A 25,042-nucleotide genomic window follows, 5' to 3' on the forward strand; every position below is an offset into this window, starting at 1 on the left:
CGCTGCCTCCCTCGTCAGAACCCGACCGTGACGGCACCGGCAATCGCAAAGCCGCCGCCGATCTGGTAGGTCGGGCTCTTGCCCGCGATGGTGGTGCCGCGCAGGCCCGTCATGGTGTGCGCGTTGGATGTCAGGCCCGCCGTCTGGGCGTAGTAGAGATTATTCCCGATATTCATCAGGTTCAGTTGGATCTGCGGCCGGTACAGCGTGGCGTGGGCGACATGGACATTGGGCAGCCGGTAGCCTAGCGTCACGTCCGACGTCAGATAGCCCGGAATGCTCTCGTCATTCATGAAAGTGCTGTAGCGGCGGCCGATATAGTTCAGGTTGAAATTCCCGAAATACGTGCCGTCATCATAGGCCAGCCCGATCGCGCCGGTGAAGCTGGGCGTGTTCACCGCGATCTTGCCGGCGGTGGGCAGCACGTCATTGCCCACCTTGAAATCGTTGTCGGTGGTGGCGTGGACATACGAGCCCGAGACATAGGGGCTGAAATGATGCCACGGCCGCAGCCCGACCTCGAGCTGCGCGCCACGGATCGTCTGCCCGCCCAGGATGATCGGCGCCGTCACCAGCGATCCGCCGACGAAGGCGGTCGACAGCACGTCGTGATTGACCATGTTGTAGTTGAACAGGGCGGCCGACACATGCACCAGCCCGCTATGGCGATAGCCCAGCTCCTCGCCGATCGCATATTCGGGCTTCATGTCCTGCGGATGCCCCTGGATCGGAATGGGCGAGGCCGCGTCGTAAATGTCGATATAGGCTTCGCTGCGGTCGGGCGCCTTGAAGCTGGTGGTGCCGTTGACATAGATCTGGTCGTTGGGCGTGATGTCGAAACTGGCCGAAACCTGCGGCAGCGGTTCGGCATAGTTCGCGCCGTTCTTGTAGGTCGCGGCACCGGGGATCAGGTTGCTGACCCAGCGCTGCATCATCACTTCCTTGAATCCGGCATTCAGTTTCAGCCGGTCGTTGAAAGCCGTAAACGTATCCTCGATGAATATGGCATTGGTCTGCTGGCGGAACACGATGTCCCATCCCGACATCACCTGCCCGTCGGCGGTGGTCACGCCAAAGCGCCCCCAGGCATTGGCCGGCAGCCCCTGCGCGCTGGTCGCGGCGTAATTGGCGCGCTCGGTCATGTCCAGATACGAATACCAGTAGCCGACGCGCAGCGTATTGTGGCCATGGGTCCAGGCCAGGTCCGTCATCAGGCTGAGCGTATGCTGGTGCTGTGGATCGACGACCTCGACCGTCTGCTTGCCGTTGGCTCCGACATCGGGCAGGCTGAGCGGCCCGACCAGGTGGGTTCCGTAATAGCTGTTGTTCTGGCTTATGGCTTCGCCATAGTTGGTCCATTTGTCCCAGTTGATGAAATAGGGCGTGGCCGACAGCTTGAACCCGCTGCCCAGATTCAGATGCACCGGTGCGATGATGGACAGCACGTCGTTGCGCAGGCGCGCCAGCTGCCAGTAGCTGCCGACGCCGGGCGTGTAGTGGGTGTTGTAATACAGCGAAGACGTGCCGTACTGTTCGAACGCGGCCTTGGTGGGCGTGGCCGAACCGTTGGCGTTGATGCCGGCCGAGGTATAATGCCCCCACAAAAAGGTCAGGCCCGCGCTGTTGCCGTGGCCCCATTCCTTGATCGCCTTGGCATCCACATGGTGGCGCATCAGCGAGCCGGGCGTCTGCCAGAACTGGTTGTAGCTCCACGAATAGGACATGAAGGCCCGCACGCCGGTATGGCCGATCTCGCCGGTATCGATCCGGGCGAATTCCTTCTTCATGTTCCAGCTGCCATAGCTGGATTCCAGCAGGCCGCCGGCGGTACGCGCCGGGTCGCGCAGGGTGGTGCGGATTTCCGCACCCACCGAATAATAGGCCGGGCTGCTGATATCGGGCGAACCCTGTGTCAGCGCCACCGACGATACGTTTTCCATGTCCGGGCTGCCGCCGATGGCATCGGGGCTGAGATAGACGCCGTCGGTCAGCGGCACGCCTTCCACCAGATAGCCGACCTGCGTGTAGTTCAGCCCCCGGACCATGATCCCGCGCGAGATCTGGCCATAGGGATCGGAGCGCGCATAGGACACGCCCGGCATGCTGGCCAGCATGGCCTGCACGGTGGTGTTGGACGGTTTCTTGGCGATGAAGTCGCGCGTGACCTCGCTGCGGGATTTCGGCGCGGTCTGCACCGGCATCATGCCGCCGCCGGGCGTGGTGTTGCGCACGCCGGTGGGGGTGGTGATGCCGCCGGTAACCGAAATGGTCTCGGCCGCCGGCGCGGCACGCGGGGCAGTGCGCGGGGCCGGGCCGGACACGGGGTGGGCAGGCGGCGCGGCAGGGCGCGCATGGCCGGTGGCGGGCGTCGCGGCCTGTGTCGCGGCCCGGCTGTCGGGGGCCGGTGCCCAGATGCCGGTACAGGCGATCATGGTTCCGGAAATCAGCAGCCGTCGTCGGGAAATGATCGGTGATCGCATGACAGGACCTCCTGGGGGCGAAGTATCTGGCCGCATCCGGCCTGCACAGTCTCGTTCCGCGGAATAGTCGGCGAACAGAAAACAACGACTGTATTGGTCGCATGTGTCTTTGGATTTATTCAGAAATGGAGAGAAGAACCATTTCATTACGGTTGACGATATCATCGGTCGAGAATGTTTCGGAAGCGACTTTTTCTTCGCGCATGGAAACCAGAAGTTTCCACCCAGGGCATGCGCGCGTCGCGCCGGGTCCAAGGTCAGGCGCGCGCGATAATCCGGTACGTTACGGATATGGACGGCGATAACGGGCGCCGCTCAGTGTCGGCCGCTCAGTGTCGATAGTCGGGCTGTTCCCGGTCCAGCTTGCGCCGCAGCGCCGTCCACGCCAGTCGGCCCTTGTCGGGCTCGTTCGCGAACTGGGCATGGGTGCGCTCCAGCGTCGCGGCGCCGGGCAGGCTCAGGGGCACGCCGGTCGATTGCGCGGCGATCTGGATACGGCAGGCCTGCTCCAGATAGTACATGCGATAGAAGGCCTCGGCCACCGTGGTGCCGACGGTCAGCAGCCCGTGATTTTCCAGGATCATCGCCGGATGCGCGCCAAGGTCGCGCACCAGCCGCTCCCGCTCGCCCAGATTGTCGTCGGCGGCGATGCCTTCGTACGCATGGAAGGCGACATGGTTGGTAAATTCCATGCTGATCTGGTTCAGCGGCAGGATGCCCTGCGTCTGGGCTGCGACTGCCATGCCCGCCAGGGTGTGGGTGTGCATCACGCAGGCCGCGTCGTGCCGCGCCCGATGAATCGCGGAATGGATGACGAAACCCGCCGGATTCACCGGAAAGGACAAAGGCTGGGCCGGCTGGCCGTCGGCATCGACCTCGACCAGCGAACTGGCGGTGATTTCCTCGAACAGCCAGCCATACGGATTGACCAGAAAGCGGTTTCCATCGCCGGGCCGGCGCACGGACAGGTGCGTGTAGATCAGGTCGCTCATGCCGAACAGGGCAATCAGCCGGTAGGCCGCCGCCAGGTCTTCGCGCAACTCTTGGTCGTTCATGATCATGGTCCCGGTTCGCTGACGGAAATGCAGGGCCCAGGGTAGAGGGCGAAACGGCCCGTCGCGAAGGTGACTTCCTGTTCGCGGGTGGGAACCCTGGGTTTCCAATCGCTTTACAGCGCCGGTCGCCGCCCCGTAAGATTCCGCCGGACAGCCCGGCGGATTGAATCGTGTCGACGAAGAAACGGCTACTTCTTCCACCCTTCGGGGCGCTGCGCGCCTTCGATGCCTATGGCCGCACCGGCGGCGTACGCAAGGCGGCCGAATATCTGGGCGTCAGCCACACGATCGTCGGGCGCCACCTGCGCACGCTGGAGGATTGGGTCGGGGTGGCGCTGATCGACCGGGCCAGCGGCACGCTGACGCAGAAGGGCCTGTCCTATCACAAGGACATCACCGAGGCGCTGGAGGGCCTGTCCCGCGCGACCGAGCGGCTGCGTCCGCGCATGGAGGACTCGATCCACATCGGCTGCGTGTCGGGCTTCGCCTCGCTGTGGCTGGCGGGGCGGGTCGGCGCCTTCCGGCGCAGCGAACCGTCGATCAACCTGGTGGTGCGGCCGTTCGACCGGTTCCCCGATTTCGATCGCGACGACCTGCATGCCGATATCCGCTACCTGCGCGACCAGGATCTGGAAAGTTTTCCTGCCGGCTTCAAGAAGGTGCTGCTGGCGCGGCCCGCCATGTTCCCGGTCGCCAGCCCCGTCCTGGCGGCCGAGGTGGAGGGGCGCCTGCGCACGATCACCGACCTGCTGGGCGAGCCGCTGATCGAGGCGGAAGACAGCCGCGAATGGCATCTCTTCCTCGCGGGCCACAAGGTCAGCCCGGCCTCGTTCGTGCCGTTCGGGCGGCTGGGCCATGCCAGCATCACCCTGGCGGCGGCACGGCACGGGCAGGGCATCTCGCTGGCCAACATCTTCCTGGTGTCGGACGATCTGCAACGCGGGACCCTGGTGCGGGTCACCGTGCCGGGGCAGGCATTCCGCCGCGTGTTCATCGGCGGCTATTACCTGATCGCGCCCGAAAGCAACTGGAACCGCCCGCAATTCGCGCGCTTCCGCAACTGGCTGACGGCCGAGGTCGCGTCCTTCCTGGCCCGCGAGGCCCCATAGGCCCGCCCCGGCGCGCCCGGTCACGGGCAGGCGCGCAGGGTCAGGAGAAAACGGCCCGGCCGGCCCCGGCCGACTGCCCCGGCCGCCCGCTGCGCGCCAGCAGCGCGCGCAGATGGTTGACCACGGGAAAGACCTCGCGGTTCCGGTCGCCGCCCTGGGCGTCCCAGGCCTGCTGTTCCAGTTCCACCACCTCGCGGTCTTCCTCGAAGATCCGGTTGGTGAACACCGCCAGCGCCGGCCAGATCAGGTCGATCAGGAACGGAATCTTCGGGCGCCGCACCGATAGCAGGCCAAAGGCGCGGGTCGTGCGCTGGTCGGCGCTCTGCGGCACATAGGCCACCCACAGATCCATCATCAGGTCGCCATCCTTGTCGACGATCCGCAGCGTCTGGTACGGATATTCGGTCCGCACCGTCACCACTTCCTCGACCGGCTGCTCGCGCCCCTTCAGGTCGCGGTGGCGGCCGAAGATCAGCGCCTCGGCCAGCGGCTGGTGGGTATCGGTCCGGGCAAAGCTGTAGCGGGCCTCGACAAAGTTCTCGCCCCGGTCCTGGCTCAGGAAGCGCGCGCGAATCTGCCCCATCTGGCGGCGGTGCAGGAACTGATGGTTCATGTCCATCAGGTTCTCATGCATGAACGTATAGTGGCAGGCCACGCGGGGCCCGAACTGCCGCGTGCGGAAATCGGGGTCGCCGACATGCGCCAGCGTGGGCATGGGGATGGAATCCGCCAGGGCCGGATCGCCGGGGAAGATGAAGATCAGCCCGCCCTGTTCGCGGCACGGATAGGTGCGCACGCCATTGGGCAGCTTGCCCTTGCCCAGATAGGGCACGTCGATGCAGCGCCCCGACCGGCCATACGCCCAGCCATGATAGCAGCACTGCACCGCCTGGCCCTTCACCGTGCCCTTGCTCAGCGGCACCTGCCGGTGGGCGCAGCGATCCTCCAGCGCAAAGACCTCGCCCTCGGTGGGGCGGACCAGCGCGACCGGCTGGCCGGCATAGCGGGTGCCGATGGTCTTGCCGGCCTTGAGTTCGTGCGACCAGGCCACCGGGTACCAGAAATCGGGGTCGCAATCGACCGTGCGCAGGTCGTGCATCCCGATTCCGATGGCGTCGCGCTCGGTAAGGGAGATCTGGTCCATGGCCATATCCATTCCGGTTCTTTCCTGATCCCGCATTGTCCCCCCTCGGGAACGCCCCTGTCTTGCTCCAGTTGGGAAACCGAGCCTTGCAGAAGACGAAACCATGCGTCCGCCGGGCTTGACAGCGCACGCCGCCGCGCGCGCCGCGGCCGACTCAGAAAAACAAAAGACGAAAATGAAACGAATATAAATGCAGATCCGATACGATCGGACATTGGGTATCGGAAATAGACAATTTCGTATAACAATATTACTCGGCACTTATTCGCATAAATTATATGTTTCATTATAAGAGTTGTGAAAAAATGAAACATATTGTATTCACAAATGTGTCATATTTGCCGCATCATTAAAGAATGAGACGCGATCATCTTCCGGGTATGTTGCATTTTCATCTCGGATTACGCTTGATTTAGTCCCAATGGCTGCCCGGGGATGCCGGCGGCCACAATCCCAGTGGAATGCGACGAAGGGAGCCCGGGCGCCTGACATGACCGACATCGTTCCAGACGCTTCCCGCCGCGATTCCTGATTCGCCAAAACGCGGCGCGACGATCCCGTCCGACGCGATCGACAAGGGGGCATGACGGTCCCGCGGGCTGCCGCACGGCACCGCGCGCGGGCGCGCGTGCCCTATCCTGACAAGGTGAGTATGACCAGACAGACCGGATTTCTCCGACGCCACGGCCGATCGTTCCTGCTGGGATCGGCTTCTCTTCTGATGGCCTCGGCCAGCCTGCCCGCGCTTGCCGCCAGCGGCGAGAACGGCAAGGCCCATGCCCGCCATCGTGCCGCCAAGGCGGCGCATCATGCTTCGGCCGCCGCTGCCGCGCAGCCGGCCGCCGCCGCCCGTCCGGCGGCACGCGCGGCCACGCGGGCGGTCCGCCCGGCGGCACGCGTCCGTGCCGAGGCCGAGACGGTCGAGGTCAGCGGCGCGCGTTTCCATTCGCGCGGGGCGGAAACGGCCGTGACGCGCGCCACCATGGACCAGTTCGTGGCCGGCACCAGCCCGCTCCAGGTGCTGGCACTCACCACCCCCGGCGTCAGCTTCGGCTCGGATGACGCGCTGGGCCTCGATACGGTGGCCAGCACGCTGTATATCCGCGGCTTCAACCAGACCCAGATCGGCGCGACGCTGGACGGCATCCCGATGGGCGGCCAGGGATTCCATAACTGGAACGGCCTGGGCGTCGACCAGATGGAAATCCAGGAGAACCTCGCCGGCATGACGGTGTCGCAGGGCGCGGGCGCGCTGGACACACCCTCGGCGCAGACGCTGGGCGGGGCGATCACCTACACCTCCGCCGATCCGCTGGACAAGACGGGCGGCCGTGTCAGCCAGAGCTTCGGCAGCTACGACGCCTTCCGCACCTTCGCCCGCGTGGACAGCGGCGTTCTGAATGCCACCGGCACCAAATTCTACGCCTCCTATGCCCGCACCGCGCAGGATCTGTGGAAGGGTTTCGGCGACCAGCAGGAACACCAGGCCAATTTCAAGCTCGTGCAGCCGCTGGGCGACAAGGGCAAGATCACGGCCATCTTCGACTACTCAAACTTCATCCAGTACAATTATCTGGGCCTGACCAAGAACATGTGGGAAAAGATGGGCCGTGACACGACCTATCTGAAGCCCAATTATGCGCTGTCCAAGGAATGGGCGGCCAATGCCCAGGCGGGCACGGTGCCCACCAACCTGCAGGGCGTGCTGACGCCGGACGAAATCGGCGACTACGCCTATGACGGCACGCAGACGCAGCGCAACTACCTGTCAGCCATCAAGGCCGACTATCAGTTCTTCCCCAACGTGCTGTCCAAGACCGCGGCCTACGCCCACGTCTCCAGCGGCGATTACAGCGGCACCAATCCGTTCCTGATCTCGCCCACCTCGCAGGTGCCGATGGCGCTTGAAACCGGGCATGTCGACGTCCGCCGCATCGGCTTCACCCAGAGCTTCGACATCACCGTCAACAAGAACGACATCAAGACCGGCATCTGGTACGAGAACGACACGTTCAACTACGCGATGCGGATGTACGAAGACGGCGTGGACGCGGCGCACAATTCCAAGAGCGACTTCAAGGCCTCGCAGGCCACGACCTGGTGGGCGGATTCGTTCAACACGAACACGTTCCAGTACTATTTGCAGGACACCTACCACATCATTCCGGGCATGACCGTCACCGCCGGCTTCCGCTCGCTGCTGCAGACGACGCATGGCGGCACCAGCGTCGACAATACCAGCAGCCTGTCGGACTGGGGCGTCTATTACAGCCATCCCGCATCGGGCAGCATGACGGCGGCCAATGCCTTCCTGCCGCACTTCAATTTCGATTATCACTTCCTAGATCATCATGAAGTGTATTTCGACATCGCCGAGAACATGCGCGCCTACGATTACGGCACGCAGAGCGGCAGCGGCAATCCGTGGGGCGGCCTGGGCAATTCCGGCAACCCGGCCCAGACGGTGTTCAACGCCAACAAGAACAGCCTGAAGCCCGAGCGGACATGGAACTATGTCGTCGGCTACCGCTACGATTCCAGGATGTTCTCGGCCAGCGTCGATTACTATCACACGGACTACTACAACCGCCTGGCGGCGATCACGGCCGGTTCCACCAGCAACATGTACAGCTCGATCGAGAATGTCGGGCGTGAAAGCATGAACGGCGCGGACGTGATGGGCGCCATCCGTCCGGTGCGCGGGCTGGAGATTTCGAACAGCTTCAGCTGGAACGACGCGGTGTATCAAGATGCGCACGTGCCCTATAACGGCAGCACCATCAGCATCAAGGGCAAGCACCAGGTCTTCTATCCGAAGTTCATGTACAAGGCCAACCTGTCCTATACATGGCGCCAGGCGACCTTCAACTTCAACGCCACCTACAGCAGCGCGCGGCCGATGACGTACATGAACGACGTCAAGATCCCCGCCTACTGGACGTCGAACCTCAGCGCCGCCTACAATTTCGGGCGCATCGGCTTCGCCAACAATCTGAAGACGACGTTCGGCATCACCAACCTGTTCAACAAGAACTATATCGGCGGCGTCTACGGCGCGGCGTCGATGTCGGGTGACGACAACCCGGTCCTGTATGTCGCGGCCCCCCGCGAATTCTTCGGCACGGTTTCCGCCGAGTTCTGAAGACACAGCCGTCCGCGAGGTCGTATTCCTCCGGACGGACTGACGAAAAACCATTGTCCCATCAGTCGAATTCGCCTGAACATGTGATGTTTCAGGGAAGGGACGGAAGCCAGTGTGTCTCCGCATCCTGTCCGGCAAACCACGGTCGGATGCGGGGCCGCTGCGTCGGCCAGAGTTCTTTCAGTGTCGCGGCATCGTACAGGTGCCCGTCGCGCATGACCTGCGCCACCGCGCGCGCGTTGCGGATATCGGCCAGCGGATCGGCGGTCAGTACCACCAGATCGGCGATCTTGCCTGGTTCGATGCTGCCCAGGTCGGATTTGCGTCCGATCGTCTCGGCCGAACCGATGGTGGCGGCATGCAGGATTGCCCGCGCTGTCATGCCGCCCACAGCATGCAATTCCATTTCCTGATGAAAGCCGATGCCGGGCATTTCGCCATGGCTGCCGATTCCGACCAGCCCGCCGCCGGCGGCAAGTGCGGCGGCGTCGGCGGCAATGGAGGGGAAGCGGTATTCGGACAATGGTCGCCAATCGTGCCGCAGCGTCATCTGCTCGCGGAACAGCTCCGGCCAGAAGGCCCGCACGCGCGGGTCGCCGCGCGGATCGTCACGCGCGATCGCCCAATCCATGCCGGGTGATCCGCCATTGGTGATGCTCAATGTGGTGGTGTAGCTGGTCCGGGTCGCGCGCAGCAGGGCCTGCACGTCTTCCTGCAAGGGAGAGGCCACCAGCGCATGCTCGTTGCCGGCGTAGCCGTCCAGAATCTGGGTCAGGTCCAGCTTCATCGACAAGGCGCCTTCGGTCGTCGGCTGCATGTCCAGCATCCGGCATGCCTGCGCCACCCATTCGCGTACCTGGCGGCTGCCGGTGCGATATTCCTTGATATTGCGCAGACCATAATCGTCGCGGTAGCGCCGCATCACCGCCAGGACGTCCGACAGCGAGGAAAAACGCTGCATCGAAAACAGCGCGATGCCGGTCTGGCGGATGCGCGGCCCGACCATCAACCCCGCGTCCAGCAGATCCTGATAGGCCAGCATGTCGATCGACAGCGTGGAGGGATCGAAGCTGGTCGTGACGCCCCATGCCAGGCGCGCCGCGATCCCCCAATCCTCCAGCCCCAGCACCGCGCGGCGGATCGTCGCCACATGGTCATGCGTATCGATAAAGCCGGGGACGATGATGCGTCCCGTCATGTCGCGGATCGTGGCATCCGCCGGCACGGGAAAGCTGCCTGTGGGGCCGACCTGCCGGAAGCGGCCCTCCTCGATCAGAATGTCGGCGCGGTCGATCACCGGGTCGCCGGCCGCCATGGTCAACACCCGCGCCCCACGCAGCAGCAGCCGGCCTTGCGCCATCGCACGGGGGACGGTGACGTCGGCGCGGTATCGCGTCTCGGCCGGTGCCGGGGGCGCGGCGCGCCAGTCCGGGCGGTCTGGCGGGTCGAGCGGTATATCGGCGCGCGGACGGGTGTGAAAAACCGGGCCGGTGGACCAGTCGATCGCCCGCCCGTCGGTGGACCACGCGATGGAATCGGCACCCGCGTCGGTCACGCGGCGATGCGGCAGATGCGGATCGGTCAGGTCGATGCGCTGCCCCGGCCGGGCAGGCATGGCGAGCAGGTGGAGCTGCTGAGAAACCTGTGCCAGCAACCAGTGCCCGTCCGGACTGATCCGCACATCGTCCACCGGTACCGCGCCATCCTGGAAATACCAGCCGGGACCGTTCACCCGTACGGCCAGGCGGCGCGTGCCATGGGTCAGGTCGATGCTGTCCAGCCCTTCGTCCGTCTGGAGATAGGCGCCGCCACGCGCGAACTGCACGGGGCCGCCGAGCGTGCCATGCGTTATGGTGCGTGTCGCGCCGCCATCGGCTGGCAGGGCGATCAACTCGGCGTCCCGCAGCCGGCCATATTCCATGTAGATGTCCAGCCGTGCCTGCTGGCCGGAGCGCACCGCCAGCACCTGCCGTCCGTCGGGGGTAAAGGCCGGGTCGGTATAATAAGCCGGCAGGTCCGACAGACGCACCGGGGGGGCAGAGCCATCGGCGGGGGCCGACCAGACGGCTCCTGCACCGCGTTCGCTCCACGTCACCCATGCCAGGCGCCGGCCGTCGGGGCTCCAGGCGGGCTGAAAGGCCGGATCGCCGCCAGGGGCGAAAGGTGAGGGCGCCGCATGACCGTCCAGCCGCATCAGATACAGCCTGCCCAATGCCGAGAAGGCGAGCGTGCCGCGGTCGGGAGAGGCCACGGGCGCCATCATCAGCCGGGCATGGACGGGGCCCGTCTCCTCGTGGATATCCTGGCGCGTGGACGGGCCGAGCGCGACATCCAGATGGGCGGTGAACGGGATCGGCGTTGCGGTGTCGTCAGCCAGGGCGATCCGTTCGAACCCGCCCCGCACGCTCAGCACGATCGCGCTATCGTCCGGCGTGAAGGCGTAGCGCGGCACAAGGTCCTGCCACATCGAGGATTGAAGCTGGTCATGCGCGATGGGAAAGGCCAGCCGCCTGTCCTGCCCGGTCTTCAGGTCGCGCACCCGCAATTCGGTGTCCCCGTCGCGCCGGGCGGCATAGGCCAGCAGACGCCCGTCATGCGACAGGCACGGGCGGAAGAACGCACCGGGAAACAGCGCCGTGCGCGGGCCATCGGGCAGGGTCACCACCGTCTTTTCGGTGCCGGTGGCCAGGTCGCGGCGGATGATGGTCCAGTGATCGGTGTCCTCGAAGGACAGGCCGCCCAGATGGCGCGCGGCATAGACGCTCCGTCCGTCCGGCGTCGGAGCCGCGCCCAGTGTGCTGCGCCAGGCGGCGCGGGGGGTGTCGGGCCCGCCACGGACCGGCACCGCCAGCGTGCCGCGTCCTTGCAGGTCGTAGCGCCACAGTTCGTAGGCATTCAGGTCCGCGCGATAGCGGCTGACCAGAAGCGACCGCCCGTCGGGTATCCAGGCCGGCGAGGTCAGCACCGTGTCGTCATCGCCGAAGGTGATCTGCCGTGCCGCGCCGCCATCGGGGTGGGCGATCCACAGATTGTCGGCCCCCGACCGGTCGCTGACATAGGCGATCCATTGCCCGTCGGGCGAATAGGCTGGGGCGGTGTCGAAGGGCAGGCCGTCGCTGATCCGCGTCGCCCGGCCCCCGTCTACCGGCAGGGTATAGAGGTCGCCCAGCAGGTCGAAGACGATGCGCCGCCCGTCAGGTGACAGGTCGAGCGACATCCAGGTGCCATGGTGCACATCGGCGACCAGTCGCCGCGCCGGTGTCATCGGCAGGTTCTGCCCCGGCGGCTGGATCGGGCGCGCGCGGTCGGGCAGCGCATGGCCGATCGCGGCGGGCGACAGGAATGGCAATGGCGGCTCTCCGGCCTCCTGGGCCCTCGCCGCCGGAACGGCCGGTGTCAGGCCCGCCGGCAGAAGGGCGGAAAACAGCAGGGCGCGGGCAAACGGGCGCATCGGGACTCCTCAGCGATAGGCGGGCGGCAGGGCGGTGTCGCGCGGCGGAGCATCGGGTCGTGCCGGCGCGTAGCGGTCCCGCAGCGCGCTCTGGCGGGTGGACAGCGATAATTCGTGCCCGTCGATGAACATCAGCGCCGGACTGCTGGCCGGTTCCAGCGGGTCGCCGTCCCAGAGCACCAGATCGGCGCCGGCACCGGATACCAGGGTTCCGGCGCCACGCACGCCCCAGATCGCGGCGGGCGCCGCCGTGATCGCACGCAGCGCCGCCGCGTAGGGCAATCCGTTGGCGACCGCGATCCCGGCCCCCTCGCGCAGATCCAGGCCGGCGTCGTAACTCAGGTAGATCCCGTTGCCCGGCACCGAAAAGGCGATTTCCACGCCCGCCTTGGCCAGCAGCGCCGCATTGTCCAGCCGCGCGCCCAGGGAGTCGAAGGTCTGCAGCAGGTCGGCTTCCGGATCGAGGATGATCGGTACATGCGCCGCCGCCAGGTCGGCCGCAGCGCGCCAGGCCTCGGCTCCGCCCAGCACCACCACGCGGATCGCAGTCTCCCGTGTCAGGCGGATAGCCTGGCGAATGTCGGATTCACGGTTCGCCACGATCAGAAGCGGCATGGTGCCGGCGATCACCGGCGCCAGCGCCACGCGATCGACCGGCGCCAGGATACGTCCGGATGCCGGGTCGTGCGCGGATGGGGGCTGCCGTGCCTCGGCCAGGGCGGCACGCAGCAGGACCCATTGCGCGGCCCGCGATCCACCGGCCGGTGCCAGCGCAATGTCGCCCATGGCGGCCACCATCGCCGCGCCGGCATGGGCCAGGATGTCGCCCGAGGGACGCAAATGGATCAAAGCGCCCTGGCCGGCAAACGGCGCCAGCTGCGTGCCGCCGGGGTAGCTCATCGCCCAGGCCAGACCGTCGGCCCGTGCCAGCGGCAACAGGCTGGAATGCCCGTTCAGGGCATATTGCACGTCGAAGGCCGGCCCGAGCGGCCCGCGTGACACGGTGCGATCATCGGTATCGCGGGCGCCGGAAACCTCGACCAGCCCCAGTTGCGTCGCGGCGCTGAACAGGCCGGGGGTGACGATCCGCCCGCGCGCGTCGATCCGCCGCGCGCCGGGTGGCACCGGTCCATGCGTCGTGACCGAGCGCACATGCCCGCCCGCGATCAGGATGGTGGCGTCGGCAACGGGGGGCGTCGCAACGGGCATGGCCAAGGCATGCACGATGGCGATGACCGGTACAGGCCCGTCAGCCGCCCGCGCCTGTGCCCATGGCGGCAGCGCCGCCAGGATTGCCAGGGCCGCGATGCGCGCGGCCCGTATCATGGCGCCTCCGGTGGCGTGCGGCCCAGCTCGAAATCCGTCCGGGGCCGCCGGTGCGGATCGGCACGATCGAACGCCACCGCGCCGTCGATGAACACCATGTCGGCATGGGCATAGACGCTGAACGGTTCCGCCGACCAGATCACGGCATCGGCGTCCTTGCCGGGTTCCAGGGTGCCGATCCGCGTCTCCTGCCCCAGGGCACGGGCGGGATTGGCCGTCAGCCAGCCGATGACATGTTCGGGCGGCAGGTCCAGTCCGGCGCGCCTCCCGGCGGCGGCGGCCTTGCCGGCCTCGATGTTGAGCCACTGACCCAGAAAGGGGGAGTCGGAGTGCATCATGGCGCATCCGCCCGCGGCGTCGATGAAGGCGGCATTCTCGCGGATACCGTCCAGCGCCTCCATCTTGTAGCCCCACCAGTCGGACCATACGGCGGCACAGACATGCGCGCGGGCCAGAAGCGGTGCGATCTTGTAGCCTTCGACCGCGTGGTGAAAGGCGGCGATGCGAAAGCCCAGGGCCCGGCTCAGATCGAGCATCACCGCCATTTCGTCGGCGCGGTAGCAGTGCATATGCACCGCGATCCTGCCGTCCAGCACCGCCGCCAGCGTGTCCAGCCGCGCGTCGTCGTCGGGCTGTGTGCCCTGTCCGGCCAAATAACGCCCCCAGGCCTGCCGATACCGGTCGGCCTTGGCGAAAGCCGCGCGGATAAAGGCGATTTCTCCCTCGCGGCTCGTCGGTCCCCGCCTTTTTTCGGCATCCTCGCTCTTGGGGTTCTCGCCGCAGGCCATCTTCATGCCCCAGGGCGCGCCCGGGACCTTCATCGCCTGCATCGTGGTCGCGGGGATCGGATGCAGCACCACCGAGCGGCCGCCGAAGATCGGGCTGGAGCCCGGCAGAACCTGCAAGGTCGTCACCCCGTGCGCCAGCGCGCGGGCAAAGGCCGGGTCCTGCGGATTGATCGCGGTCTCGATCCAACTGTCCGCCGCATTGGGGTCGGACAATTCGCTCACGTCCGACGCATCCTCGTCCGTCGCGGTGATCGGTACGACATAGGTGCCGTCGTGACTGTGGATATCGATCAGCCCGGGCGTGATCCAGCGCCCCCGCGCGTCGATCATGTGCGCCTTCGCGTCCGCCAGATGCGGCCCGACCGCCGCGATCCTGCCGTCACGCATCAGTAGCGCTCCGTCCTCGATCCGGTGGCCCACCCCGTCCAGGATGGTCGCATGGACGATCAGCGTGTCCTCGCGCGGCAGGGGCCTGTAGGTGCTGGGGAAGAGGTCGCGCAGCCAGGGCGGGGTTGCCGCCGCTCCCGGCTCCGTGGCGGTCAGGCAGGCCATCAGCCCGATCATCAGGCAGCGAGGGGCGCGGTGCATCGTCATGCCCGCCGGTCGGAACGTGCCGGACGGCACTGCCGCCGCAGCCAGGGCAGTACGCCGGAGACGATCATGAAGCCGGTGGCGATACCAATGGCCAGCACGCAGCCCATCGTCGGCCACCCGGCGACCTGCCCGCTATGCAGCGGATAGAGCGCGCGGATCGCCAGCGTGCCGGCACCATCCAGATGCGGATCGTCGATCCATGCGATATGTCCGTCATGTCGGTCGATATGGCAGGTGATCCGTCCGAAACCGGTATAGAGCGCGGTGCCGCCGGGCGTGAACGATACCCCATACAGATCCCGCGCCGGGTCGTCGGTCAATGCGATTGGCAGCATGTCGGGATGGACATGCGCGGCCCAGGTCCGGGCAATGGCCTCGGCTGCCGCGTAGCCCAGAAGCGGGCCGGCATGGATGGCAGGGGGCGGCGCGTCGTCGGCGAAGGGCGAGCCGGCACGGGGCGGCGACAGAAAGGTCGCGACGGGCGCGAAGGCCTCGTCGAAGAAATTCATCGCGACCGATGTCAGCGCCATCACGATCATGAACGGGATCGTCCAGAGTCCGATCACGCGGTGCAGTTCGGGCCAGGGGCGGCGTGCCAGCATCTGGCGATTGAGGCGCCACGCCGGTTGCCAGGCTGCCAGCAGCGGCCGGCGGCGGGGAAGGGTGATCACCAGCCCGGCGACGGTCAGCGCCAACCAGCAGACCGCGGCTACCCCCATGAACAGCCGCCCGGCGGTGCCCAGCGCCAGGGTGGCATGAAGGTCGTACATCAATTGCATCGCATGGGCCCGGTCCAGTCCTGCCTGCCGGGAGCGGGTGCCGACCACGCCCCCGTCGAGCGGGTCGATGAACACGTCGTCGGGTGCCGCATCGGGCGTGCGGACCATGACGGCACGCAGCGCTTCGCCGGAATGCGGTTGCAGGGCGAAGCGCACGACGCGCCAGGTCGGATGGTCGGCCAGGACGCGCGCCACCAGTTCGGGCGCCGGCCGCACCGGGCCCGCCGACACCCGGAACAGTCCGGGATTCAGCATGGCATCGGCGCGGTCGCGGAAGGTCAGGAGCGTGCCGGTTACGGCCGCGACCATCAGGAACAGCGCAATGCCCAGCCCGGCATAACGATGTGCCAGGAACAGGCCCCGGCGCAGCGTCATGTTGCCGGCTCGCATTCGGCGCAGCTCGCGCGCAGCCATGCGACCTGTTCCGCCACCGCGCTGGCGGCGACCCCGGAGATGTCCAGCGCCTCGAGGAAGGAATGGGTGGTCCCCGGATAGGACCGGGCGATGACGGCATTGCCGGCGGCGCGGAGATGCTCGGCCATGGCGTGGTTCTCGTCCGCCAGCACGTCGCATTCCGCAATGGTCATGAACACCGGCGGAAGATCCGCGACATCCGCCCGGAGGGGAGAGGCCAGCGGCAGCGCGCGTCGGTCGGCATCGGGGATATAGCGTTGCCAGAAGAACAGCATCTCGTCGCGCGTCAGCATGAAATCAGGCCCGGCGAAACGAGTATAGGATTGGGTGTCGCAGGCGCTGTCATACACGCCATAACTCAGCAGCAGCCCGTGCAGCCTGGTCGTGATTCCGGCGTCGCGCAACCCGATCGCGGCGGCCAGCGACAGATTCGCGCCCGCTGAATCCCCGCCGACGAACAGCGGCAGGCCCCCAAGCGCGGGCAGATGGACAGGCAGCGTGCGCAGGCAATCCATGATCTGTTCGAGCGCCACGGGGAACACGTATTCCGGCGCCAGGGCATAATCCAGCCCGACGACGGCCATGTTGGCCCCCGCCGCATATTCGCGCATCAGCCGGTCATGCGTATCCAGGCCGAACATGGTCCACCCGCCGCCATGCAGATAGACCAGCACGCCATCCGGCGACGACGGGCCGGGGGAGAAGATCCGCGCGCGTAGCGGCGGGGTGGTTTCGCCAAGGACAATGTCGCTGACGTCGGCCAGGGCCGGCGCCCTGGCCGGCAGCGTCGCGCGGGCCTGGGCGGCCAGGCTGCGGGCGGTTTCGGGCGGCAGGGTCTCGAACGGCGGAAAATCCCGTCCGGCCTGCGCCATATGCCGGCGAAATGCCGCGATCTCGGGGTCCAGAAGGCCTGGAGGAAGGGCTGAGGTCACGATTGTGGGGCTCCGCTGTCTCGAGCCCATTCTTGTCGAAACTGGTGCGGCGGGCGTGTCGGAAAGGGTCAAAGAGGCCAGCGGTCGGGCCATGAGGCGGAACGATCTGGAATCGTTACGATCACGGCCCGGTGGCGGCATGTTCTGGCCCGGTGACAACGGCCTGTCGGCGCGCGGGTGGTAGGATGTGCGATCCCCACTCAGCCGGAAGCCTCTGTGTCATGTACGTTCCACCAGACTATGTTTGCGACGATACCGCCTGTCTGCACGACCTGATCGCGCGCGCGCGTCTGGGCACGGTCATTACCATGTCGGCGGGCTCCGATGGGGGTGCGCCTGAAGCCTGTCATCTGCCGTTGCTGTTGGATCGCCATCGTGGTCCGCTAGGCACGCTGGTCGGCCATCTCGATCGTCGTAACCCGCAACTGGCCGATCTGGCCGCCGGCCGGCCGGTGCTGGTGACGTTCCTGGGGGCCGACGCCGGCGTCTCGCCGGATTGGTACCGCACCAGCCCGCGCGTTCCGACCTGGCTGTACAGCGCCGTCCATGCGACGGGCATTCCGACCGTGATCGAGGATGCGGCTGCCTTGCGCGATATCCTGGAGCGCGGCAGTGCCCTGGCGGTGCCCGCCGGGGGGACGTGGCGGCCGGCGCAGGTCGCAACCTATATCGATCGGCTGCTCGGCGGCATCGCAGGGTTCGAAATCCCCCTCGACACGCTGCGGGGGCAGATCCGGCTGGGTCAGCATAATGGCCCCGAGGACTGGCAGGGGGTGCATGACGCGCTGTCATGCGGCACCCTGCAACAGCGCCGTGTGGCCGAGGACATGGCGGCGTTCGGCCGCGTGATCTCCGGCGCCTGAAAAAGCGGGACGGGGGCGTCAGAGCCCCCTATCCGCACCTTCACCCCCGCGACGGCGGGACTGGCGGCGGGCCAGCAACGCCCCCGCCGCCAGGTACAGCAGCAGGAAGATGGCGGCCGACGGCCGGCCGGACACGGCCTGCTGGCCGATACCGGCCAGGACGATGCAGATCGTCCCCACCGACACGATCAGGGCGCAGACCGGCACCATCCCCAGCCAGAGGCCAAAGGCATGCACGCCACCCAGCGGGATGCGGAACGGCCGCGCCATGTCCGGGGCGACCACCCGCAACCGCATGGCGCTGAGCGCCACGCCCGAAAAGGCGACCATGGTGCCGATACTGACCAGATCCGCCAGCACGCCGATGGGAAACAATGCCGCCAGCAGGCCCGCAAGTGCGGCGGCCAGCACGATGCCCAGCCCCGGCGTGCCGTGGCGCGGGTGCAGCCGCATGAACCATCCGGGCAGCAGGCCGTCGCGCGCCATGGCGAAGCAGATGCGCGAATGGCCGTAAGTATTGACCAGCATCACCGATGCCAGGCCCGTCAGCGCGCCGATCCGCAGCAGGATGCCGATGCGCGGATAGCCGACCGCCGCCATGGCCTCCGCCACCGGATCGGGCACGTCGAGGCCACGGAAGGGCACCAGGCCCGTCAGAACCAGCGAAACCAGGGCATAGAGCAGCGCACTGACCAGCAGCGTTCCGATCAGGCCGATCGGCAGGTCGCGTGCCGGGCGGCGGGCTTCCGCCGCCGCTGTCGCGACAGTGTCGAAGCCGAGATAGGCAAAGACGACGATCGACGCGGCGCGCAGCACGCCGGGCACGCCGAAACGGAACCCGCCCTCGGAGGGTGGTAGGAAAGGCGACCAGTTGGCCGGATTCACATGGCCGATCCCGATGCCCAGGAACACCAGCAGAACGCCCGTCTTCACCACGACGAGGGCGGTGTTGACGCGGGCCGATTCCCGCACCCCCCGCACCAGCGCCGCCGCGATCAGCATCAGGGACAGGAATGCGGTCAGGTTGGCATGCGGTCCCGCCATGCCGGCGGCCGACCCCACGCTGGGCTGGATCAGTGCCGCCGGCAGCCCGTGCCCCAGCGCCACCAGCAGGCTTTGCAGATAGCTGGCGAAGCCGGTGGCCACCGCCGCGCCGGCCAGCAGGAATTCCAGCGTCAGCATCCAGCCGACCCACAGGGCCGCCCCCGGCCCGAACGCACGGGTGACGTAGCTGTACGAGGCTCCGGCGATCGGCATCGCGGTCGACAGTTCGGCGTAGCAGATCCCCGTCAGGCCGCAGGCGGCCCCGGCGGCCAGGAAGGACAGGGTGACGGCCGGCCCGGCATATTCCGCCGCCGCGACACCGGGCAGGATATAGATCCCGGCCCCGACGACGCAGCCCACGCCCAGCAGCAGCAGGTCCACCGGGCCCAGCGCCCGGCGCAATGTCCGGGGCGCGCTCATGGGGCCGGCCTCAGGATGGGCGTCAGCCATGCCAGGACCCGGCGCTGCACGTCTTCCTCGACCATGGCACCGACCGCGCCGCCGAACCAGTGCGGCGCATCGGGATAGCGTACCAGCTCCACGCGCGTGCCCTGCGCCTTCAGGCTGTTGAAGAATATCGTCGCCTGCTCCGGCGGCACGCGCGCGTCGCTCATGCCGTGCAGCAGCAGGATCGGCATGTGCGCCAGGCTGGCCGCATTGATCGGCGAATGGGCGGCATAGTCCGCCGCCCGGTCGATCGGATCGCCAAAATAGGGCGGCAGGAAACCGGGCCCGACATCGGTCGAAAGCGCCATCGTCCGCAGGTCGGTGATGCCCGCGCCGTCGATCACCGTCAGGAACCGCTTTTCATGTCCGGCCATCCAAGCGGCCATGAAGCCGCCATAGCTCCATCCCCCCAGCGCCAGGCGGCGAGGGTCGGCAACGCCCTGGCGGGTCAGCATGTCGATGCCGTCCAGAATGTCGCGTGCATCCGCGCCCCCCCAATCGCCGCGCGTGGCCTCGGCGAAGGCGGTGCCGCGCCCATCCGACCCGCGCGGATTGGGCATGAACACCGCAATGCCATGGCTGGCAAGCAGGCGCGCCCAGTCATGCCAAGAGCCCAGCCATCCTTGTGCCCAGGCATCGTACGGTCCGCCATGAATCTGCGTGAACAGCGGCAGGTCGCGCGATTGCCCCGGCGGCAGGACCAGCAGGCCGCTCAGCGCGGTGCCGTCGCGGCCCTGCCAGCGAACGACCCGCTGCGCGCCCAGGGGCCAGCCGCTCACCTGCGGATTCAGGTCGGTCAGCGCCCGGCCGTGGCCATCCTGAACGATCCATACATCCTCGGCGCGCGTCGGCGTGCTGGCCGGCAGTGCGACGGTGCCGTCGCGGGCCATGGAAAACGCATAGGGCTCGCCGCCCAGATCCACTGTCTGGCTTATTGTGCCGTTCGCGGCATCCATCCGGCCGAGACAGGGCGCGATGTCATGGAAACCCAGCACCGTCAGGCTCCGTCCATCCGCGTTCCATGCCATGGCGCGGACCGATCCGGGCCAGCCGGCACCTATCTTGCGGGCGCGTCCATCCGCCAGATCGTAGCGGCTGACGGTGCCCACGATTCCATCCTGGTCGAAATGCCCCCATGCCAGATGGCTCCCATCGGGCGAAAAGATCGGATGCACCGCCGTCGCCCGGCCCGGCAGGCGGTGCAGGACATGACCGGCGGTATCGACGATGCTGATGGCGGATTGGTACCAGAATGCGTCCAGCCCGTCCGAGCGGCCGGCGCGCACGGCCAGCGACTGTCCATCGGGTGCCCATTCGACGTCGAACACCGCATGCGCGTCCAGCGCGACCGGCCGTATATGCCCGTCCGCCAGGGTCAGGATCACCAGGCCAGGCCCTGGCGGCATGTCGTCCGGCGCGGACCCGTCGACCCGTGCGACGGGCGCGGACGGAGGGACGGGACGGACCAGAACCGCCAGACGGCCACCATCGGGAGACCAGCGAAAATCGATCGCGTCCCCCGCGAAGGGCCCCAGGTCGCGCGGGGCCTCGCCCGCCGGGCCGGCCAGCCATATCGTGTCATGTGCGCCGCCATGCCGGCCGATATAGGCCAGATGCCGCCCGTCGGGCGACCAGCGCGGATGGCCGTCATTGTCCTGCGACCCCTCCAGCCGGACGGCGTGCGCATCCGGCGCGACGGGCTGGAACCAGAGCCGTGTGACCGGCGGCCGTGCCGGATCGGCAAACGCACGCACGCCATAGACGATGTGCCGGCCGTCCGGTGCCAGAGCGATATCGCCGACGCCGCGCAGCGTGCTGATCTGTTCCGGCGTGATCGCCGGGGCGGCGGGCTGGGTCGCGCGGGCAAGGGAGGACGCGCCGAGCAGCGCGCACAGGGCAGCGGCGGAGCGCGCCAGCGGAAGACAGAAGGAAAAACCGTATCGCGCCATTATCGGGTCCCGGTCTGGGCAGTGCGTCATGGGGGCGGGCAACGGGATTCGTTGCGATTGTCGGGATATCGTTTCACCGGCATGCCATCTTGTCCATGCGGTCGTCTCCGGGCTGCGCCGAGGGTGGCTTTCTGGCCAAGAGATTGATCTGGAACCGGAAACGGCGCATGTGACCTGTTCCGGGGCGCCGGGGCGGCCTGTTCGAGACAAAGCTCGGCCCATTGCCGACAGCCCGGGCAGCCCGTCCTGGCGGATCTGTTTTGGCCCTATCGAGACGGTGGCTGGCCCTGCCTGAACAGACCGAAATCGCAACGACCTATTAACGTAACGATATGGTCATGAGCCAGTGCCACCAAAAACCGGGGTGAGGGAGGGGAGGGAAGAATGTCAACGCAGGCGAAGATCCTTCCGATCAAGCGCAGCAGCGATCTGCCGCATGATGCCAGCCCGGTCGTTGGGCTGGCCGATCATTATCCGCCGGGTTTTTCCGATCCGTTCCATGCCCATGAGCGCTGCCAGCTTGCCCTGACCCTGTCGGGCATCATCACGGTGACGACCGGTTCGGCCAGCTATATCCTGCCGCCCAACCGCGCCATCTGGATTCCGGGTGGCACCCACCATCAGGTGACGACCCGCGCGGCGGTACAGTTCCGGACGCTCTATGTCGACAACACGCTGAACAAATGGCTCGATCGCTGCCATGTGTTCGAGACCACGCCGCTGGTGCGCGCGCTGATCGATGAAGTCCTGCAATTCCGCTTTCCCTATCCCCCGCAGGGGCGCGAGGTCAGGCTGACCAGCCTGCTGCTGGACGAGCTGGATCGCATGCCCAGCGTCGGGTTGCAGATCAGCATGCCCTCCGACCGGCGGCTGGTGCGTGTCTGCCGTGCCCTGCTGCTGAACCCGACCGACGGGCGCGACCTGGATCATTGGGCGCTCGAGGCCGGAATGGGGCGGCGTACCTTCACGCGCCTGTTTCGCGAACAGACAGGCATGGGCCTGGCCAGCTGGCGCCAGCAGGCCAGGATGATCGAGGCGATCGCCTTGTTGGAGCAAGGGCATTCGGTCACGACCGCTGCCTACGATGTCGGCTACGACAGCCCCAGTGCCTTCAGCGCCGCCTTCCACCGGATCTTCGGCATGTCGCCCAGCGCGTATTGCCGAGGAAGTATAAAAATATAGAAAAGATTGTTCCAATAAATATCTTTTCCAAATCATATCTTCAATGCCTCGGTCGAGGCGCAGCATCGCGAGTGCCCCATCATGCCCAATCCCTGTCGTCCGAACCGCTCCGGGTATAAAAGGCCCTTCAATCTGGCATTGCTGGCATTGATGGCGGGCGTGTCGCCCCATGCGATCGCCCGCGCGGCCGGCAGCACGCAGACCGATGGCCGAAAGCCGGCCGCCACGCATGCGGCACAGGGGGCAGCGCCGGCACCGGTGAAGCAGGCGACGCGGGACGAGGCCATCGTGGTGGAGGCCAAACGCCGCAACCAGATGCAGGTCTCAAGCGGCGGGCAGCTCGGCGTCCTGGGCAACAAGAAAGGGATCGACGTTCCCTTCAACATCCGCAGTTACAATGCCAGCCTGATCCTGAATCAGCAGTCGCAGACGCTGGGCCAGGTTCTGGAAAACGATCCGTCGGTCCGCACGACCTATGGCTACGGTAATTTTTCCGAGATGTTCATCATTCGCGGCTTTCAGGTCTATGGCGACGACGTTGCCATCAACGGCCTGTATGGCATCACGCCGCGCCAGCTCGTCTCGCCGCAGCTTTATGACCAGGTGCAGGTCCTCAACGGGGCCAGCGCCTTTCTCAATGGCGCGGCGCCGGGCGGATCGGCGATCGGCGGCAATATCAACCTGATGTTCAAACACGCCACCGATGCCCCGATCACCCGTCTGACTGGCGATTACACCAGCAGCGCCATGGGGGGCGGCAGCGTCGATGTCGGTCGGCGCTTCGGTACCGACCATGCGTTTGGCGCACGCATCAACGTCGCGGGTATGGATGGCACCGATTCCATTGCGCACGAACGCCGCCATTCCGTCGCGGTCGGCGGCGATTTCGATTGGCATGATGACCGGACACGCGTGAGCCTGGATATGAATTTCCAAAATCAGGGCGTCAACTGGGGGCGTCCGGCCATCTTCCTCGGCGCCGATGTCACGCATGTTCCGCGCCCGGTCTCGCCCGGCGCCAATTTCGGTCAGCCCTGGACATATAACGATCTCAACTACATCTTCGGGATGCTCAATGTCGAACATGACCTGTCGAAGCACGTCACGCTCTATGCCGCCTTCGGCGGGCTGAGCGGGCACGAGCAGGGCAATTACCAAGTCCTGACGGTCAATGACGCAAGCACGGGTGACAGCACCAACGGCAATCTCTATGTGCCATATGTGCAGACCAACAAGAGTACGCGCGGCGGCGTGCGTGCGCATTTCGCGACCGGGCCGGTCAAGCACGAGATCAATGCCGGCGGTTCCGCGTTGTGGGAAGAAAGCGACAGTGCCTACGCTTATGCATGGCCCTACAGTTCCACGAACCTCTATCACCCTGTCTATACCGGGGCGCCAGACCAGACCCTGACCGGGGGCAATGTCGCCAACCCCCAGCAGATCAGCGGTACACGGCTCTATAGTCTGTTCTTCTCGGACACGATGTCATTTTTCGACAATCGCGTGGCGCTGACGGGCGGATTCCGGTACCAGAACCTGATGGTCGCCGGTTTCGACTATAACGCTCCCGGACGCGGGGCGCGCAATGCCGATTACGATCAGGGGGCGATCACGCCGGTGGTTGGGCTGGTCGTGCATCCGACACGCCAGACCTCGATCTATTTCAACCGGATCGAAGGCCTTTCGCAGGGGCCGACGGCATCGGGCAATGTCGTCAATCTGGGACAGGTCTTTCCGCCCTATCGCTCGGTGCAGTACGAGGTCGGCGCGAAATACGATATCGGGCGTTTCGCGGCGTCGCTGGCTTTCTACCAGATCTCGCAGCCCAATTCCTATACGGCGGCCTATGGCACCAGTGGCCAGTATATCTTCACGGTCGACGGCATGCAGCGCAATCGCGGGGCGGAACTGAACGTCAACGGCGAACTGATGCCCGGCCTGCGCTTCAACGGGGGCGCCACGCTGATCGACGCGGATCTCAGGCGTACCGCCGGGGGGCTGCAGAACGGCCATAGTGCCATCGGCGTGCCCAATTATTCGATCAACGCCAATATCGAATATGATCTGCCGTTCCTGCGTGGGGGCACCATCACCGGCCGGGTGGTCAATACCGGCAAGCAGTGGGTCAATACTGCCAACACGCTGCACCTGCCGGTCTGGACGCGCTTCGACCTCGGGGCCCGCTATACGTTCGTCACGGCGCACAAACCGGTCACGCTACGCTTCGGCGTCGATAATGTGGGCAATGCCCGCTACTGGGCGTCGGCCTATGGCGGCTATCTGCTCGAAGGCTTGCCCCGGACCTATAAATTTTCCTTCACGACGGATTTCTGATCGCCGGGA

At 66.4% G+C, this 25,042-nt stretch carries 15 protein-coding genes; 5 read left to right on the forward strand and 10 right to left on the reverse strand.

Translation table 11 applies throughout. From position 1 onward, the window contains the following. Positions 1 to 14: 14 nt before the first annotated feature. Both HLH35_RS14980 and HLH35_RS14985 read right to left on the reverse strand, forming a co-directional pair. On the reverse strand, positions 15 to 2,480 hold the full coding sequence (locus tag HLH35_RS14980; protein WP_246385132.1) for a TonB-dependent receptor: 2,466 nt from the start codon (positions 2,478 to 2,480) through the stop codon (positions 15 to 17). Between the two features lie 329 nt (positions 2,481 to 2,809). Continuing rightward, positions 2,810 to 3,535: a class II aldolase/adducin family protein gene (locus HLH35_RS14985; RefSeq protein ID WP_182979907.1), complete on the reverse strand. Its 726-nt coding sequence runs from the start codon at positions 3,533 to 3,535 to the stop codon at positions 2,810 to 2,812. Positions 3,536 to 3,705: 170 nt separating this feature from the next. On the opposite strand from HLH35_RS14985, the gene HLH35_RS14990 reads away from it, so the two are divergent. After that, positions 3,706 to 4,644 (forward strand): LysR substrate-binding domain-containing protein, encoded by a 939-nt coding sequence (locus HLH35_RS14990; protein ID WP_182979908.1) that lies wholly within the window; start codon positions 3,706 to 3,708, stop codon positions 4,642 to 4,644. Positions 4,645 to 4,684: 40 nt separating this feature from the next. Here HLH35_RS14990 and HLH35_RS14995 read toward each other — a convergent pair whose 3' ends face one another. Continuing rightward, positions 4,685 to 5,788, reverse strand: a complete 1,104-nt coding sequence (locus HLH35_RS14995) for an aromatic ring-hydroxylating oxygenase subunit alpha (protein WP_182979909.1) — start codon at positions 5,786 to 5,788, stop codon at positions 4,685 to 4,687. Positions 5,789 to 6,440: 652 nt separating this feature from the next. Between HLH35_RS14995 and HLH35_RS15000 the strand changes: the two genes are divergently transcribed. Next, positions 6,441 to 8,930: a TonB-dependent receptor family protein gene (locus HLH35_RS15000; RefSeq protein ID WP_408870133.1), complete on the forward strand. Its 2,490-nt coding sequence runs from the start codon at positions 6,441 to 6,443 to the stop codon at positions 8,928 to 8,930. Positions 8,931 to 9,021: 91 nt separating this feature from the next. On the opposite strand, the gene HLH35_RS15005 is transcribed toward HLH35_RS15000, so the two are convergent. Genes HLH35_RS15005 through HLH35_RS15025 form a run of 5 tightly spaced genes read right to left on the reverse strand, consistent with a single transcriptional unit; the run spans position 9,022 to position 17,214 of the window. Continuing rightward, a complete protein-coding gene (locus HLH35_RS15005; RefSeq protein WP_182979910.1) occupies positions 9,022 to 12,381 on the reverse strand; it encodes an amidohydrolase family protein in 3,360 nt (1,119 codons plus the stop codon). A 9-nt stretch (positions 12,382 to 12,390) separates the two neighbouring features. Continuing rightward, entirely contained in the window at positions 12,391 to 13,707 is a 1,317-nt protein-coding gene (locus HLH35_RS15010; protein WP_182979911.1) for an amidohydrolase family protein, read from the reverse strand. Continuing rightward, a complete protein-coding gene (locus HLH35_RS15015) occupies positions 13,704 to 15,089 on the reverse strand; it encodes an amidohydrolase family protein (protein ID WP_220790705.1) in 1,386 nt (461 codons plus the stop codon). The genes HLH35_RS15010 and HLH35_RS15015 overlap by 4 nt, the downstream gene beginning before the upstream one ends. Further along, on the reverse strand, positions 15,086 to 16,282 hold the full coding sequence (locus HLH35_RS15020; protein WP_182979912.1) for a PepSY-associated TM helix domain-containing protein: 1,197 nt from the start codon (positions 16,280 to 16,282) through the stop codon (positions 15,086 to 15,088). Before HLH35_RS15020 ends, HLH35_RS15015 begins: the two co-directional genes overlap by 4 nt. Then, positions 16,240 to 17,214 carry an alpha/beta hydrolase fold domain-containing protein gene (locus tag HLH35_RS15025; protein ID WP_182979913.1) on the reverse strand — a complete coding sequence of 325 codons (975 nt, stop codon included), beginning with the start codon at positions 17,212 to 17,214 and terminating at the stop codon, positions 16,240 to 16,242. The genes HLH35_RS15020 and HLH35_RS15025 overlap by 43 nt, the downstream gene beginning before the upstream one ends. Before the next feature lie 221 nt (positions 17,215 to 17,435). Here HLH35_RS15025 and HLH35_RS15030 point away from each other — a divergent pair, with 221 nt between their 5' ends. After that, on the forward strand, positions 17,436 to 18,077 hold the full coding sequence (locus tag HLH35_RS15030) for an FMN-binding negative transcriptional regulator (protein WP_182979914.1): 642 nt from the start codon (positions 17,436 to 17,438) through the stop codon (positions 18,075 to 18,077). A gap of 18 nt (positions 18,078 to 18,095) precedes the next feature. Here HLH35_RS15030 and HLH35_RS15035 read toward each other — a convergent pair whose 3' ends face one another. Together HLH35_RS15035 and HLH35_RS15040 are read right to left on the reverse strand one after the other, a co-directional pair. Next, positions 18,096 to 19,541 carry an amino acid permease gene (locus tag HLH35_RS15035; protein ID WP_182979915.1) on the reverse strand — a complete coding sequence of 482 codons (1,446 nt, stop codon included), beginning with the start codon at positions 19,539 to 19,541 and terminating at the stop codon, positions 18,096 to 18,098. Beyond that, on the reverse strand, positions 19,538 to 21,517 hold the full coding sequence (locus HLH35_RS15040; RefSeq protein ID WP_182979916.1) for a S9 family peptidase: 1,980 nt from the start codon (positions 21,515 to 21,517) through the stop codon (positions 19,538 to 19,540). Before HLH35_RS15040 ends, HLH35_RS15035 begins: the two co-directional genes overlap by 4 nt. Before the next feature lie 384 nt (positions 21,518 to 21,901). Between HLH35_RS15040 and HLH35_RS15045 the strand changes: the two genes are divergently transcribed. Together HLH35_RS15045 and HLH35_RS15050 are read left to right on the forward strand one after the other, a co-directional pair. After that, the gene (locus tag HLH35_RS15045) at positions 21,902 to 22,699 is read left to right on the forward strand and encodes an AraC family transcriptional regulator (protein WP_182979917.1); all 798 of its coding nucleotides are present in this window, start codon (positions 21,902 to 21,904) and stop codon (positions 22,697 to 22,699) included. A gap of 81 nt (positions 22,700 to 22,780) precedes the next feature. Further along, a complete protein-coding gene (locus HLH35_RS15050; RefSeq protein ID WP_182979918.1) occupies positions 22,781 to 25,033 on the forward strand; it encodes a TonB-dependent receptor in 2,253 nt (750 codons plus the stop codon). Positions 25,034 to 25,042: the final 9 nt, after the last annotated feature.

The organism is Gluconacetobacter asukensis (assembly GCF_014174375.1).
GTDB lineage: Bacteria > Pseudomonadota > Alphaproteobacteria > Acetobacterales > Acetobacteraceae > Gluconacetobacter > Gluconacetobacter asukensis.

Bases quoted from the DNA above. Each gene is read 5' to 3' on its own strand.
- HLH35_RS14980 (WP_246385132.1), bottom strand. From the start codon at position 2,480: ATGCGATCACCGATCATTTCCCGACGACGGCTGCTGATTTCCGGAACC.
- HLH35_RS14985 (WP_182979907.1), bottom strand. From the start codon at position 3,535: ATGAACGACCAAGAGTTGCGCGAAGACCTGGCGGCGGCCTACCGGCTG.
- HLH35_RS14995 (WP_182979909.1), bottom strand. From the start codon at position 5,788: ATGGACCAGATCTCCCTTACCGAGCGCGACGCCATCGGAATCGGGATG.
- HLH35_RS15000 (WP_408870133.1), top strand. From the start codon at position 6,441: ATGACCAGACAGACCGGATTTCTCCGACGCCACGGCCGATCGTTCCTG.
- HLH35_RS15005 (WP_182979910.1), bottom strand. From the start codon at position 12,381: ATGCGCCCGTTTGCCCGCGCCCTGCTGTTTTCCGCCCTTCTGCCGGCG.
- HLH35_RS15010 (WP_182979911.1), bottom strand. From the start codon at position 13,707: ATGATACGGGCCGCGCGCATCGCGGCCCTGGCAATCCTGGCGGCGCTG.
- HLH35_RS15015 (WP_220790705.1), bottom strand. From the start codon at position 15,089: ATGACGATGCACCGCGCCCCTCGCTGCCTGATGATCGGGCTGATGGCC.
- HLH35_RS15020 (WP_182979912.1), bottom strand. From the start codon at position 16,282: ATGGCTGCGCGCGAGCTGCGCCGAATGCGAGCCGGCAACATGACGCTG.
- HLH35_RS15030 (WP_182979914.1), top strand. From the start codon at position 17,436: ATGTACGTTCCACCAGACTATGTTTGCGACGATACCGCCTGTCTGCAC.
- HLH35_RS15035 (WP_182979915.1), bottom strand. From the start codon at position 19,541: ATGAGCGCGCCCCGGACATTGCGCCGGGCGCTGGGCCCGGTGGACCTG.
- HLH35_RS15040 (WP_182979916.1), bottom strand. From the start codon at position 21,517: ATGGCGCGATACGGTTTTTCCTTCTGTCTTCCGCTGGCGCGCTCCGCC.
- HLH35_RS15045 (WP_182979917.1), top strand. From the start codon at position 21,902: ATGTCAACGCAGGCGAAGATCCTTCCGATCAAGCGCAGCAGCGATCTG.
- HLH35_RS15050 (WP_182979918.1), top strand. From the start codon at position 22,781: ATGCCCAATCCCTGTCGTCCGAACCGCTCCGGGTATAAAAGGCCCTTC.